This is a genomic window from Streptomyces sp. NPDC005492 (assembly GCF_040605995.1).
GTDB lineage: Bacteria > Actinomycetota > Actinomycetes > Streptomycetales > Streptomycetaceae > Streptomyces.
In genome coordinates this window covers 69,545-82,872 of sequence record NZ_JBEXDX010000010.1, presented here as the reverse complement: position 1 = coordinate 82,872, position 13,328 = coordinate 69,545, and the positions used below count along the sequence as shown (strand labels likewise).

13 protein-coding genes are annotated in these 13,328 nt (G+C 68.9%); 9 read left to right on the top strand and 4 right to left on the bottom strand.

Annotated elements, in window-relative coordinates; genetic code table 11:
• Positions 1-9: 9 nt before the first annotated feature.
• Positions 10-1,644 (bottom strand): ABC transporter substrate-binding protein, encoded by a 1,635-nt coding sequence (locus ABZT04_RS16405; RefSeq protein ID WP_356056950.1) that lies wholly within the window; start codon positions 1,642-1,644, stop codon positions 10-12.
• 212 nt (positions 1,645-1,856) lie between these two features.
• On the opposite strand from ABZT04_RS16405, the gene ABZT04_RS16400 reads away from it, so the two are divergent.
• Together ABZT04_RS16400 and ABZT04_RS16395 are read left to right on the top strand one after the other, a co-directional pair.
• Positions 1,857-2,570 carry a FadR/GntR family transcriptional regulator gene (locus ABZT04_RS16400; protein WP_356056949.1) on the top strand — a complete coding sequence of 238 codons (714 nt, stop codon included), beginning with the start codon at positions 1,857-1,859 and terminating at the stop codon, positions 2,568-2,570.
• Positions 2,571-2,826: 256 nt separating this feature from the next.
• Positions 2,827-3,288: a protein phosphatase gene (locus ABZT04_RS16395; RefSeq protein WP_356056948.1), complete on the top strand. Its 462-nt coding sequence runs from the start codon at positions 2,827-2,829 to the stop codon at positions 3,286-3,288.
• On the opposite strand, the gene ABZT04_RS16390 is transcribed toward ABZT04_RS16395, so the two are convergent.
• The gene (locus ABZT04_RS16390; RefSeq protein ID WP_356056947.1) at positions 3,262-3,834 is read right to left on the bottom strand and encodes a class I SAM-dependent methyltransferase; all 573 of its coding nucleotides are present in this window, start codon (positions 3,832-3,834) and stop codon (positions 3,262-3,264) included. The genes ABZT04_RS16395 and ABZT04_RS16390 overlap by 27 nt on opposite strands.
• Before the next feature lie 55 nt (positions 3,835-3,889).
• Between ABZT04_RS16390 and ABZT04_RS16385 the strand changes: the two genes are divergently transcribed.
• Positions 3,890-4,651 carry a helix-turn-helix transcriptional regulator gene (locus ABZT04_RS16385; protein WP_356056946.1) on the top strand — a complete coding sequence of 254 codons (762 nt, stop codon included), beginning with the start codon at positions 3,890-3,892 and terminating at the stop codon, positions 4,649-4,651.
• Here the strand turns inward: ABZT04_RS16385 and bla are convergent.
• Positions 4,648-5,541 (bottom strand): class A beta-lactamase, encoded by an 894-nt coding sequence (bla, locus tag ABZT04_RS16380; RefSeq protein ID WP_356056944.1) that lies wholly within the window; start codon positions 5,539-5,541, stop codon positions 4,648-4,650. The genes ABZT04_RS16385 and bla overlap by 4 nt on opposite strands.
• Before the next feature lie 240 nt (positions 5,542-5,781).
• Here bla and ABZT04_RS16375 point away from each other — a divergent pair, with 240 nt between their 5' ends.
• A complete protein-coding gene (locus ABZT04_RS16375; protein ID WP_356056943.1) occupies positions 5,782-6,945 on the top strand; it encodes an abortive phage infection protein in 1,164 nt (387 codons plus the stop codon).
• Here the strand turns inward: ABZT04_RS16375 and ABZT04_RS16370 are convergent.
• Complete coding sequence (locus ABZT04_RS16370) at positions 6,897-7,424, bottom strand: GNAT family N-acetyltransferase (RefSeq protein ID WP_356056942.1); 528 nt, start codon at positions 7,422-7,424, stop codon at positions 6,897-6,899. The genes ABZT04_RS16375 and ABZT04_RS16370 overlap by 49 nt on opposite strands.
• Before the next feature lie 275 nt (positions 7,425-7,699).
• On the opposite strand from ABZT04_RS16370, the gene ABZT04_RS16365 reads away from it, so the two are divergent.
• From ABZT04_RS16365 to ABZT04_RS16345, 5 genes are all read left to right on the top strand, one after another.
• Positions 7,700-8,494, top strand: a complete 795-nt coding sequence (locus ABZT04_RS16365; RefSeq protein WP_356056941.1) for an SCO2525 family SAM-dependent methyltransferase — start codon at positions 7,700-7,702, stop codon at positions 8,492-8,494.
• Between the two features lie 117 nt (positions 8,495-8,611).
• Positions 8,612-10,453: an SCO2524 family protein gene (locus tag ABZT04_RS16360; protein WP_356056940.1), complete on the top strand. Its 1,842-nt coding sequence runs from the start codon at positions 8,612-8,614 to the stop codon at positions 10,451-10,453.
• Between the two features lie 3 nt (positions 10,454-10,456).
• Positions 10,457-11,374, top strand: a complete 918-nt coding sequence (locus ABZT04_RS16355) for an SCO2523 family variant P-loop protein (protein ID WP_356056939.1) — start codon at positions 10,457-10,459, stop codon at positions 11,372-11,374.
• Positions 11,371-12,354 (top strand): SCO2522 family protein, encoded by a 984-nt coding sequence (locus tag ABZT04_RS16350; RefSeq protein ID WP_356056937.1) that lies wholly within the window; start codon positions 11,371-11,373, stop codon positions 12,352-12,354. The genes ABZT04_RS16355 and ABZT04_RS16350 overlap by 4 nt, the downstream gene beginning before the upstream one ends.
• Before the next feature lies 1 nt (position 12,355).
• A complete protein-coding gene (locus ABZT04_RS16345; protein ID WP_356056935.1) occupies positions 12,356-13,324 on the top strand; it encodes an SCO2521 family protein in 969 nt (322 codons plus the stop codon).
• Positions 13,325-13,328 lie beyond the last annotated feature (4 nt).

Genomic DNA, 13,328 nt, shown 5'->3' with positions numbered 1-13,328 from the left:
CCTGTAGGGCTAGACCCACTTGGCCTGGAGGACGTTTATGCCGGGATAGGGCTGTGCCCTTATCCCCGTCAGCTTCCTCGGGTCCCAGGCGGTCATCAGCTCGTTGTGGACGACCGGGTAGAGCACGGCCTGCTCGGCGACGATGTCGATGTAGTCCTGGATCATCGTCTTCTTCTTCGCCGCGTCCGGCTCCTGCGTCGCCTGGTCCATGTCCTTGAAGAGCTGCTTGGCGGTCGAGTTGCCGGCCCAACGGGCGTAGCCCATCCAGAGGTTCTGGGGGCCGTAGTTGTAGTGCATGATCAGGTCGGCGTCGAGGCCGAACTGGTTGGGGTTCGAGGCGGCGGCGACGACCTGGTAGTCCTGCTTCTGGTCCATCTTGGTGAAGACGGCCGTGGTCTCCTGCGGGGAGAGGGTCGTCTTCACACCGATCGCGTCCCAGGACGCCTTGATGGTCGGCAGGCAGTCGACGATCCAACTCACGTTCACCGCGAGGATGTTGACCTTCAGCCCGGTGACCCCGGCCGCCTTCAGCAGCGCCTTCGCCTTGTCGGGGTCGTAGTCGTAGACGGTCTTCGCCCGCCGGTAGGTCGGGTTGCCCTCGTTGAGGAAGGACGAGGACGGCTTCCCGTGTCCGCGCAGGGCGACTTGGACCATCTTGTCGGTGTCGATCGCGTAGTGCAGGGCCTGCCGCACCCGTACGTCGTCGAAGGGTTTGTGCTGGGTGTTGAACATCAGGAACAGGTTGTTCATCCCGGCGCCGCCCGCGACCGTCAGCCCGCTGCTCTGGAGGCGCTGGATGTTGGCGTAGGGGATGTTGTCGGCGATCTGCGCGCCCGCACTCGACCCGGAGATCTTGGCGACGCGGGGGGCCGCGTCCACGATCGTCAGCCAGTTCATCGTCTTGAAGGCGGGCGGGCACGGGCCGTTGTAGTCGGCGAACGCGGCGAAGGTGGTGTTGGACTTCGGGTGGTGCGCGGTCATCCGGTACGGCCCCGAGCCGACCGCCTTGCCCTTGATCGCGTCGTCCCAGGCGCCGGGCTTCGAGAAGATGTGCTTCGGCATGATCTTCGCGAGGGTGAGGCGTGAAACCCCTTCGGGGAAGGGGAACTTGAGGACCAGCTCGACGTTCTGCGCGTCGATCTTCCGGACCTCCTTCAGCCAGCTCGCGAAGAAACCCTGGGCGAGGGTCGTCGTCTTGGGGTCGAGGATGCGGTCGAAGACGAACACCACGTCGTCGGCGGTCACCGGGTGCCCGTCGTGGAACTTGGCGCCCGCCCGCAGCGTGAACTTCCACGAGGTGCCGCTCGTGTCCTTCGGTACCGCGGTCGCCAGTGCCGGGTACGGCGCCCGGGTGATCGGATCGGTGTCGATCAGCCCCTCGTAGATGTGGTTGTTGCCGGCCATGCCGAACGCGGAGGCGGTCTGCGTCGGGTCCCAGCTTCCGTCGTTGCCGTAGCCGATCACCGCGGTCAGGGTGCGGTTCTTGCCGGTGCCCCCGCCGCCGGTGTCGTTCGTCGACTGCGGCCCCGACGAACAGGCCGTCAGGGACGAGGAGATCGCGGCCGCCGCGCCCAGCGCGCCGGAGTACTTCAGGAACGCCCGGCGGTGCAGCGCGGGCACGTTCTGGGTCACGTCTTCGCGCATGGTTACTCCAGGAGGTACGACGTCCTACGTCCTGCGGTCAGCGCGACCATAAGAGCGCCCGTGGGGGCGGTCAAGGCATCGCACACGAATGGCGTAGCCGTCAGAGGTCGGACCAATGGCAGTTTGAAGGGCACGTGAAATGGCGTAAGTTGACGCCTCTTCCGAGCTGGGCGAGGTCAGACATGGGACGTGGGACGTCCGGTGAGGCTACGATGCGGCGCATGTCCGGGGAGCCAAGGAACAGTCGGATACAGCGCGAGGTCGTCCAACTGATCCTCGACCGCAAGCTCCTGCCCGGTGCGCCGCTGCCCACCGAGGCCGAGCTCATGGAAGCCCTGGGTATCAGCAGAAACTCCGTCCGCGAAGCCCTCAAGGCGCTCCAGGCCCTCGACATCGTGGAGATCAGACACGGCTACGGCACCTACGTCGGCCGCGCCTCGCTGACCCCGCTCGTCGACGGCCTCACCTTCCGCACCCTCACCCGCCACGAGGACGACGCGGACGCCCTGGCCGAGGTCCTCCAGGTGCGCGAGGTACTGGAGGAAGGCCTGATTCATCGGGTCGCCGCCACCGTCACCGAGCCGGAACTGGACAGACTGGATGCGGTCGTGACCCGCATGGAGGACGCGGGCCGCGCGGGCCACCCCTTCCCCGAACTGGACCGCGAATTCCACGAGTTGCTCTACGCCTCCCTCGGCAACGAACTCGTCCCCCAACTCCTCGGCGCCTTCTGGACGGTATTCCGCCGAGTAGCCGGAGCCCGCGGCTGGACCGACGACCCGACCCCCGAGATCACCGTGCGGCGCCACCGCGACATCGTCACCGCGCTGCGCTCGCGCGATGTGGAGGGGGCGCAGCGGGCGATGGCGGATCACTTCAGGGGGATCGAGGCGAGGGCGGCGCAGGAGTCTCGGGGGGTGGGGTAGGGGGCGGTGGGGTGCGGGGCGGCTTGTGATGTGTCGCGGGTGGTCGTGCGAGGCGGTGTCGGGGGCGGGGCGTGGAGTTTCGCCCGTGTCCCGGGGGCCCCGCCCCCGTGGTCCCGGGGCAGCACACGGGCGTTCCGCCGCTCGGGCAGCGCGGGTAACCGCCCTTCGCGCTCCGGGGGTTGCCAAGCCACGGGGTCTCGCCCCCGGCGGAGCCGCCGGGCAGCCGATTCCGTCCCCGGCGGCCTACGCTGGCGGCGTGACCGACACCTGGAACCCCAACGACCCCGGTGTCCTGCGGCTGCCCTCCGGGCGGTTGATCCGGGGCCGTGGGCTGCGGCACCCCCTCCCGACCGGGGCGCCGACCCCGTCGTACGGCGTGTATCTGCTGGGCCGGCGGCCGCCCGACGTGTCTTGGGACGCGGACTGGATTCGGTGGCCGGACTTCCGGCTGCCTGTGGACCGTGTTGCTGCCCGTGCCGTCCTCGCCGAGGTGTGGCGGCGGGCCGACGGGGAGCGGGTCGAGGTTGCATGTGGGGGTGGGCGGGGGCGTACCGGGACGGCGCTCGCGTGTGTCGCTGTGCTGGATGGGGTGCCGGCCGGAGAGGCGGTGGCCTATGTGCGGGCGCACTATGACCGGCGCGCGGTGGAGACGCCGTGGCAGCGGCGGTATGTGCGGCGGTTCGGGGTGGACTCAGGCGCGGCGGGCGCGGAAGCGTAGGCCGCCGGTCTCCGGGTGGAGGTCGACCGTCACGTCCGCGAAACCGGTCCGTTCCAGCCGGGCCGGGAGTGTCGCCGGATCGAGGGTGTTCATCGTGTCCCGGAAGTGCAGCAGCCGGAAGCGCAGGCTCGGCTGGCTGTCGCTGCCGGCGAAGGTGCCGCCGGGCCGCAGCACACGGAACGCCTCGGCGAAGATACGGTCCTGGTGGGCGGCCGTGGGTACGTGGTGCAGCATCGTGAAGCAGACGACCGTGTCGAACGACCCCTCCCCCAACGGCAGTTCGGCGCCGTCCGCGTGCAGGATCTCCGCCCGGTCGCCCCACCGCGACCGCAGCAGGCGTGCGGTGTCGGCGTCGATCTCGGTGGCGGTGAGGTGGTCGACCCGCTCGACGAGGACACGGAGGTTGGCGCCGTAGCCGGGGCCGATCTCCAGTACGTCCGCGCCGAGTTCCACGTGTTCCAGGGCCCAGGGCAGGATGCGGTCCTTCGTCGTCCGCGCCCACTCCTCGGAGCTGCACAGCTTGCGGTGTGCTCGGTTCATCGGCATACGTCGACGCTAGGCGGCACCGCCGGCTGTCCGCCACGGGCTAGGCTGCCGTGTCATGTCGCGGAACGGACAGGACCCGGGCCACCCCCACGACACGGCCATCCTCGTCGGCCAGTTCACGATGCCGCGCGGGACGTTCTTCACCACGCACCAGCATCCCGTTCACCAACTCCTGTGTTCAGAACGGGGGTTACTCAGAATCCGCAGTGAACAGGGGACCTGGCTGCTGCCACCGGCGCTGGCCCTGTGGATCCCCGCCCTCGTCCCGCACGCGACGGGGTCGGAGGGCGACGCCGTCATGCGCGGTGTGTACGTCGACCCGGTGAGCTGCCCGCACATCGACTGGCGGGACCCCACGGTCGTCGCCATGACCCGGCTGCTCCGGGCGCTCGTCGAGCACCTGGACCGCACGGACCTGTCACCGGACGTCCGTTCACGTGCCGAACTGGTGCTGCTCGACGAGCTGCGACCGGTGCCGGTGACCAGCGTGGCCGTCCCCGAACCCCGCGACCCACGGGCGCGCGCGGTGGCCGAGGCACTGCGGACCCACCCGGCCGACGACCGGCCCCTCGCCGAGTACGGCCGCCAAGTCCGCGCCAGTGCACGGACGTTGGCGCGACTCTTCGTCACGCAGACCGGCCTGGGTTTCGGACAGTGGCGGGAGCGGCTGCGGATGCAGGCCGCGCTGCCGTTCCTCGCCGAGGGGTTGCCGGTGGAGTCCGTGGCACGGCGGGTGGGGTATGCCTCGGCGAGCTCCTTCACGGCGGCGTTCCACCGCGTGGTCGGCGTGACACCGAGGCAGTACTTCCCGCGCTAGCCGAGCGCGGTCGCCACCAACTCGGCCGTGTCCGCCACCAGTTGGTTGTCGTACGGCGCGTCGGGCAGCGTGGGCTTGGTCGTCAGGACCGCGAGGACGACCGGGTCCCCTGCCTCCGTCCAGGCGATGCCGACATCGTTGGCGGTGCCGTAGCCACCGCTGCCCGTCTTGTCGGCGATCGTCCAGGTCGCGGGGAGCCCGGCACGGAAACGGGCGGCGCTCGTCGTGTTGTTGAGCAGCCAGGTGGTGAGCCGGTCGCGGTCGGGGCGGCGCAGCACATCACCGAGGACCAGTTGGCGGTAGAGACCGCCGATCGCGCGCGGGCTGGTGGTGTCGGTGATCCGGTCCGGCTCGGCCGAGTTCAGCTCGGTCTCCCAGCGGTCGAGCCGGGTGACCCGGTCGCCGAGGGAGCGGGCGAAGCGGGTGATCGCGGTGGGGCCGCCGAGTTCGCGCAGGAGCAGATTGCCCGCGCCGTTGTCGCTGTACCGGATCGCCACGTCCGCCAACTGCTCGACCGTCATGCCCTCGGCCAGATGCGCCCGGGTCCGGTCGGAACCGTCGACCAGGTCGGCCTCCGTGTAGTGCACGACCTTGTAGAGCACCTCCCCGTGCCGGTCCAGGTCACGCAGGACGGCCGCGGCGGCGAGCGTCTTGAACGCCGAGCACATCGGGAAGAGTTCGTCGGCGCGGTGCACGACGGTCCTCCTCGTACCGAGGTGATGCGCGAACACGCCCACACGGGCGCTGTGTTGCTCCTCCAGGGCGCGCAGGCGGGTCGTGATGTCGGCGGTGGTGTCGGTGCCGTCCGACGCCTGCGCGGAGGAGGCGCCGGTGAGGACGGTCGCGGCGGTGGCGGCACCGGCGGTGAGCAGAGTACGCCGGGTGGTCACCGGTGCGGCAGGGGGCGTAGAGGACTGTTCGGAGCCTGAGATCGCGCTCTCCTTCGTTCGGTTGGATGAGATTCGGCCGATGAGGTTCGGTCGATGAGATTCGGTGCGGTCTCCGTCGACGATCGGTCGATTTCCGTCAACGATCTCTCCAGTGACCGACGCGAGACCTCATCCATTGGTTGCGTCGCCGTAGACCATCGGGCGACCCGGGGCAGGGCGCCGGATCGGCACAGTGGGCTCATGGCGAACACTCAGGGGATCAACAGGGCGCAGTTCCTGGCGGGGGCGCTGGCCCTCGGGACGGCGGGTGCGCTCCTGCCGTCCGGGCAGGCCACGGCGCGGACGCGGGCGGCGGACGGCCGACGGGGTCTGCGGCACCACGGTGTGGTCTACACGGTCGGTGAGGGCGAGACCCCCGCCACCGCCTGGAACCCCCGCCGGATGCGCGCCGACCTCCGCGCCATCCGCGACGAACTGCACGCCGACACGGTCGACGTCACCGGCGACGGGGTCGACCGCCTCACCGCCACCGCCGCCCACGCCGCCGAACTCGGCCTGCACATCTGGCTCCAGCCCACCCTGGCCGACGCCCCGGAGCGGGACATCCTCGAACACCTCGCGGAAACCGGCCGGTTCGCGGAACGTCTTCGGCGGCAGGGTGCGAGCGTCGACTTCAGCGTGGGCTGCGAGTTCTGGCTGTTCGTGCCGGGGATCGTGCCGGGCGCGACGGTCCTGGACCGCGTCGAGAACCTCCTGAACGGCACCTTCGACCCGGTCAGGATGCAGCGCAGGCTCGATGCCTTCACCAAGAAGGCGGCGGCACTGGGCCGTTCCGTCTTCCACGGCCACCTCTGCTACGCCGCCGCCCAGGACGACGAGGTCGACTGGAACCTCTTCGACATCGTGGGCATCGACTACTACTCGTACTTCCGTCAACCTGCCGACTATGTACGGGAGTTGCTTCGCTACCAGCGCTGGGGCAAGCCCGTGGCCATCACCGAGTTCGGCACCTGCGCGTACAAGGGCGCCGAGAAGACGGCGGGCATGGGCTGGAACGTCGTCGACTACGACAAGAACCCGCAGGAGATCAAGGGACATCCGACACGCAGCGAACACACCCAAGCCGCGTACGTGGTGGACCTGTTGGAGGTCTTTGAGTCGATGAACCTCTACGCCGCGATGGCCTTCGAGTTCGTCACCCCGGACGCCCCGCACCGCGCCGACGACCCGCGACACGACCTCGACATGGCGAGCTACGCCATCACCAAGACCGTCAAGGACCGCCCGGATGACCCGAGTTCACCGTGGCACTGGGAGCCGAAGGAGGCCTTCCACGCGCTGGCCCGGCACTACGCTCACAGCGCGAGGGTCATGAGGAGGCGGTGCTCGCCCGGCCCGAAGTAGTCCTTGAGCACTCCCTCCTCCGACGAGAAGCCCAGCGAGCGGTACAGCACGATCGCGGCGGCGTTCGTCGGCTCCACCGTCAGCCGGACCTGGTGGACGCTCTCCGTGCGCAGCCGGCGCAGCGCCTCGATCATCAGACGGCGGCCCAGCCCGCGGCCCTGCTGATGGGGTGTGACGGCGAGGCTCATGATCCAACTCACGTAGCCGTCCGAGGTGTTGACGAAGAGGATGTAGCCGAGAAGGCCCTCGCCGTCGTCGAGGACGAGGATGCGGTCGCCGTAGATGTCGCAGAGCTGGCGGAGCACGAAGGCGGGGTAGGGCTCTTCGGGGAAGGCCTCCCTGTCCACGCGGAGCAGCTCGGGCAGATCGGCCTCGGTGATGCCCCTCAGGGTCAGGTGCCGGTCGGCCCGGTCGGCTAAGAACGCCTGGTCAGCGCGGCGACCAAGAGGGGGGAAACGTTCCTCCGGAAAAGCCGTCATACTGCCTCCTGCGGGGAGAGGGTCACGTGCGTGTTGCCACTCGTACGGGTGGTACGGGCGAGACGCGAACGATCTTCCTTTCTGGTGTGTTCGAGAGGGTTCCGAACATCTTGGGTGGGGCAATCCGGCAGTTCAAGGCCGAATCAGGTCGCATGAATGTATTCGCCGCGATGCGCCCCCTGTGCATCACGGCGAAGGATCCCTCGTGACCCAATGGTTTCGGCTCATTGACGAAAGGGTATCCTCCTTGCCTGCGATGTTGGTATCGTGGCCAAATGACCGTCAGATCCCCGGGGGGCCACCAGGTGAAGAATGCAGACGTCGCCTGGGGTGCATTCGACCCGATCGCCTACGTTGATCACAACTACCGCGACTTACAGTCGGAGGACGCGGAGATCCTTCCTATTGTCCGGGATCATTTCGGCGGTCATTTCCGGAAACAGGACGTCGGCCCGGTTTCGGGTATCGACGTGGGCGCGGGTGCCAACCTCTACCCCGCGCTCTCCATGATCCCGTGGTGTGACGAGGTCACCCTCTTCGAGCGCTCGCCCTCGAACGTGGAGTATCTGGAGAGCCAGGTCGACTCCTACGACGAGAACTGGGACCAGTTCTGGAGCGTCCTGAGGGAGAACAAGGCGTACGGCGGCTTCGCCGTCGACCCGCGTCAGCAGTTCCGCAAGGTCGTCAAGGTCGAGCAGGGCAACATCTTCGGCCTGGAGCGGTTCGGTGGCCGGTGGTCCGTGGGGACGATGTTCTTCGTCGCCGAGTCGATGACCTCCTCACGGGACGAGTTCAGCCTCGGCGTGGAGCGCTTCATGCGCGCCCTGGCCCCAGGCGCACCCTTCGCCGCAGCTTTCATGGAGCATTCAAAGGGTTATTACACGGGAAAGAAGTTCTTTCCGGCGTGCGACGTGGGAGAATCCGAAGTGCGTGCGAGTCTCGAACCATTCGCGGGTGACTTCGAGGTGTACCGGCTGAAAACAGAGCCCAATCTACGTGCCGGCTATTCCGGGATGATCCTCTCCTACGGTTGGCGCGGGAATTCGGACGCTGCTGTTCCGATTCTCTGATCAGGTCGATGATCGGGCCAATGACCGGGCCGATCATCGAGTCGATCGGTGAATCTTCACAACAGAAGAGGGATATTCCTCGGCTGAGGGCAGTGCGGTCTGTGTGAGGGGCATGGAATGGAGATCAAGCCGCGGCAGCACCTGCTGGACATCTGGCAGGCGGTCGCCCGCCACTCGTTCGACGGTGGTGAGTGGGCCTGGGGCAAATGGGGCGGAGAGAGCAGCGTCGCCGACGCCGAGCGCCTCCTCTGCCTGCTCTACCCCGCGACCGAACTGCCGTCGTTCCGGCTGGACGATCCCGACACCACGCTGACCGATGTCCAGCAGGCCCTGAAGCGGGCCGGCGGGCGGCTGGAGATTCCGGCCAACATCGTCACGGCGGCCGTCGAGTTCATGCGCACCCACACCGACGACAAGAGGCCCACGTTCGCGGGCGGTTACTACTTCCAGTCCCGCGACAAGGAGCAGGACCTCACCGAGGAACAGCGCCAACTCGGCGTCGTGGACTCGTTCTCCATGTCCATCACCCTCTGCCTGGCCCTGCTCGGCTTCCTCAAGGTCTATGAGTCCAAGACCCGCCGCGGTGACATGCAGGAGATGATCCGCGACCTGAAGATCGCGACCAGCAACCGGCTCACCGCCGCCATGGTGAGCCTGCTGCGCTCCTTCACGGTCAACGTCTACGACACCGAGTCCGCCCAGGGCGAGACGCTCTGCGGAATCCTCGGCCAGGGACAGTTGTCGCAGCGTCAGGTGCTGGAGAAGTTCCAGCGGCGGTTCAGGCCGCTGCGCGCCGCCATCATCGAGAGCTTCATCCTCGGCCTCGACGTCCAGGAGGCGCTCAAGGACGAGAGCCAGCTCTTCGAATGCGGCTGGGCCTGGAGCCTGGTGCGGGACGCGCCCGAGGTGGAGACCGACGAACCCATCGGGGAGCAGCCCACCGGCGTCGCCAACCCGGTGCCGTACCTCTACTTCACCGTGGTCGCGCTCGACGGCATCCAGGACCTGTTCTCGGACCGCACCCTGACTCTGGGCCTGCTCAACGCCGAACAGCAGAAGCTCGCCGAGGCGCTGCGACTGCGCTGGGAGATCACCCAGCAGTACTGGTCGCGCATCGCCCGTTTCGACCGCGACCGCTGGCCGCTGGAGGACATCCCCTGGCGTACGACGGGACAGCGGCTGGAGTCCGAGTACTTCTCCCTCTCCGTCGCCGCCATCCTCGTGCACGACCTGATGCGCCGCCGGGCCACCGACGACGACCTCACCCGCACCGTGCGCGTCATGGAGCGCCTCGCCGAACGCGGCCGTATCACCAGCCGGATGACGCGCGACGACCCGATGATCCAGTTGCACAACCCGGGTGTCACCCTGCCGCTCCAGGGCGGCGGCACCATCGGCCCGCCGATGAACTGGACGATGAGCGACTTCTCGGCCCAACTCCTCAAGCGCACCGTGCAGTTGTGCACGCTCTCCCGCAACCTCTCCGCGCACGACCGGCTGCTGAGGCTGGCCGAGGACATCTTCGGCCACGTGTGGCGCCGCCGCATGGGCGAGGGCGAGGGCGTCGGCCTGTGGGACAACGTGCACGCGGCCTACCCGGAGACCGCCCTCACCGAGGGCCCGGTGTCCTGGAGCATCACCGAGCGGGTCACCGAGGTGATGGTCCAGGTCCACAACATGTACGCCCAGCCACCGATCCGCAGCCTCGAACTCACCGAGCTGGCAAAGGCGTTGCTCAGCGAGTCCACCCACCTCCTGGGCAACGAGCAGATGGCGCCCGCGCCCAACTCCGACGGAAAACGTGGCATGCAACTCAGGGGAATCGAAGTCAAGTTACGCCGCGCCCGCGCCCTGGTCGACGAACAGCCCGGCACCGCCTACTCGTTGACCCTCGACGTGCTCGGCCAGCTCGACGCACTCGCCCGGGCCCGCGAAGCCGCCGCGGTCCAGGGAGTGTGACCCGTGCTGATCTTCGCGGCCTCCGACAAGGGAGGCACGGGCCGCTCCGTCACCAGCGCCAACCTCGCCTACCAGCGGGCGCTGACGGGGGACGACGTCTGCTATCTGGACTTCGACTTCGGCTCGCCCACCGCCTCCGCCGTCTTCGACGTGCCCGAGGCCCGGCAGGCCGCCGAGGACCGCGGACTGCACTCCTATCTGATAGGCGAGATCAGCGAACCGGTCAGGATCGACGTCTGGGCGGACACCGAACACCGGGTGCTGCGCAACCAGCCGCCCGGCGCGGGCCGGCTGATCCTGATGCCCGGTGACCTCAGCGGCGGCGAGTTCGCCACCTCCGGGGACAATCTGCGCCGCTGCGTGGACCTGCTGCTGCGCCTCAACGGCGAGTTCGACCTGATCATCGTCGACCTCAGCGCCGGCCGCAGTTACGCCGTCGACATGGCACTGGCGGCCACCTCGCAGCGCTCGATGAGCGGTGTCCTGGCCCGCTGGCTGGTCTTCCACCGCTGGACCCGCCAGCACGTCGAGGCCGCGGCGAGCCTGGTCTACGGCAAGCGCGGCATCCTCGCCGGCGGTGTCGCCCGCGGCCACCAGGAGGACGCGCTGCGCGGCGCCATCCGCTTCGTACGGGCCGCCGTACCCGATCCCGACTCGGCGCTGTGGTCGCAGGCCACGCCCACCCAGTCGGCGTGGATGGACCAGTGCGACACCGAGCTGAAGCAGCTCGCCTCGCACCACGGCATCGGCTACAGCCAGGTCCTCGGCTCGGTGCCCCTCGAACCCGTCCTGCAGTGGCGTGAGCAACTCATCACCGACGAGGACGTGTTGGACAGCCAGATCGCCACCATGGAGACCTGGCAGGCGCTGAGCGACCTGGCCGCGCGGCTCACCGACGACAAGTACTGGGAGGAGGCATGACGGAGGCCGTCTTCCGGGAGACCACCGCGGACCCTGGCACCCAGTCCGTGCCGCTGGCCCATCTCTCACTGGAGCTGGGCCACCTCTACATGGAGGACTTCGAGGCGGGTCCCGAGCGGCTGCGCGAGCACTTCGCCGAGGTAGGGATCTGGGTGGAGGCGGCCCGCGCCGCCACCGCCCGCCGGATCGGCGGCAAACGCCCCCGGATCAGCACCTGCTTCCTGATCGACGACTACTTCACCCGCTTCTCCACCCCCGCCGAACTCATCCCGCTGGTCCTCGAGGAGGCCGAGAGGGCCGGACTCGTCATCGACTACCTGGCCCGCGAGTCGGGCTGCGCGGTCGCCGACCGGATCGAGCTGGCCGAGTCCGTCATGCACCGCCTCGTGGAATCACCGCCGCCGGGCAGCCACGGCTCCCGCCCGCCGGTCAGCCAGACCGGCTGGCTCGCCAACGGCCTGCGCACCACGCCGACCCGCAGCGCCCTCGCCGAGATCGTCACCTGGCAGCCGCCCCAGGAGACCGCGGCGCGCAACCACTCGGTCTTCATGGACGTCGAGCTGTGGTCGGAGACGGACAAGGGCCGCCTGTGGTCCTGCCCGTTCCTGGCCGCCGTATGGCAGTTGGCACGCCTCGGTCTGCTACGGCACCTCGGCGAACCCGTGCTGGTCCCCAAGCCCTGGGCCGGCGGGGACTTCCCACGCGACTGGGACCGGCTGCCGCCGCTGCTCAAGCTCAACGACTCCAAGGTCGCCTTCAGCGCCTACCGCACCTGCACGCTGATGGCGAACCGCTTCCTCGCCGTCGAGGACGCCGTACGGCTCATCCTCGACCAGGTCGACGTCGACTCCGAGGCACTCGCACAGGTCGCCAAGCGCTCCGCGGGCGAAGGCGTCGCGGTACCGGAGGCGGTGGCGCAGCGCGCCACCTACGTCTTCTACGAGGAGCCCGCCAACCCCGCCTCACCCGACGGGACTTGAGATGACGACCCCCGGACGGGCCCCGCGTTCGGTCCTCGCCTGCGGCGAGGTGCGCACCTCTCTGCTGCCGTCCTTCCAGGCACTGGACGGCCGGGCCGCCGCCCAACTGCTGAGGCTGCGCGCCGACGAACACGTCCGGGTCTCCGAGCGGCCCAACCTGTACGCCCTCTCGCCCGAGGTGCTGACCGGAGTGGACTGCCGGCTGCCCACCTCGAACGGCGCCAAGGTGCGGGCCGTCGGCACGGTGGCCGCCCGCGCGGCGCTCACCGAGGGCCGGGTCCTGCAGTCCACCGCCTACTTCAGCGCCCCGGCCACAGGCCCCGACGTACGCCGTCCCTGGGGGCACTACCTGGTGCGGCCCGGAGTGGTCGAACCGTTCGGGAAACTGCCCGAACAGGCCATTGCCCAGGGCGTGTTGCGGGGCGGCGGGCGCGGCGACCTAGACCTGGGGATGATCGCCGAGGGTCTGCTGGCGCAGTTGGTGCGCCATCCGCTCCTCGACCACAAGGCGCCGTTCAAGTCCCGCCGCACCCACCTGCGTTGGGCGGCACGACGGACGCCGGAGGACCAGGAGCCGTCCCTTGACCGCTTCACGCTGGCCCAGGACGGCCTGCGAACCGTCGAGTTGACGGTGCCCGAGAGCGTCCCGGCCGCCGCGGTCGCCGGGCTCTGCGAAGACCTCGCGTTGCACGACTGGCTTTTGACGACGGTGGTGCACATGCTGGAGAACAGCCGGCTCGGAGCGGCGGACGGGCCCGCGGCGGTCCTGGCGCTGCGCCCGGCCGTGGATCACCTGCTGCATCTGTGGATGCCGCGCGCGCACGTGGACCGGACGCTGGGACACCTGTGGGACGTACTGGAGCGAGAACCGGGCTTCAGCCGCCAATGGGAGAACCTTCGCCAGCGCATCCGGGACCAACTGGCCATACAGGCAATTCCGTTGCTGCACCAGGCGCTGAGCACGCGCTGACGGG

Excerpts from the sequence above, each read along its gene's own strand:
- ABZT04_RS16375 (WP_356056943.1), top strand. The coding sequence starts at position 5,782 with ATGGCGAACACTCAGGGGATCAACAGGGCGCAGTTCCTGGCGGGGGCG.
- ABZT04_RS16385 (WP_356056946.1), top strand. The coding sequence starts at position 3,890 with ATGTCGCGGAACGGACAGGACCCGGGCCACCCCCACGACACGGCCATC.
- ABZT04_RS16390 (WP_356056947.1), bottom strand. The coding sequence starts at position 3,834 with ATGCCGATGAACCGAGCACACCGCAAGCTGTGCAGCTCCGAGGAGTGG.
- ABZT04_RS16370 (WP_356056942.1), bottom strand. The coding sequence starts at position 7,424 with ATGACGGCTTTTCCGGAGGAACGTTTCCCCCCTCTTGGTCGCCGCGCT.
- ABZT04_RS16365 (WP_356056941.1), top strand. The coding sequence starts at position 7,700 with ATGACCGTCAGATCCCCGGGGGGCCACCAGGTGAAGAATGCAGACGTC.
- ABZT04_RS16345 (WP_356056935.1), top strand. The coding sequence starts at position 12,356 with ATGACGACCCCCGGACGGGCCCCGCGTTCGGTCCTCGCCTGCGGCGAG.
- ABZT04_RS16350 (WP_356056937.1), top strand. The coding sequence starts at position 11,371 with ATGACGGAGGCCGTCTTCCGGGAGACCACCGCGGACCCTGGCACCCAG.
- ABZT04_RS16405 (WP_356056950.1), bottom strand. The coding sequence starts at position 1,644 with ATGCGCGAAGACGTGACCCAGAACGTGCCCGCGCTGCACCGCCGGGCG.
- ABZT04_RS16400 (WP_356056949.1), top strand. The coding sequence starts at position 1,857 with ATGCGGCGCATGTCCGGGGAGCCAAGGAACAGTCGGATACAGCGCGAG.
- ABZT04_RS16360 (WP_356056940.1), top strand. The coding sequence starts at position 8,612 with ATGGAGATCAAGCCGCGGCAGCACCTGCTGGACATCTGGCAGGCGGTC.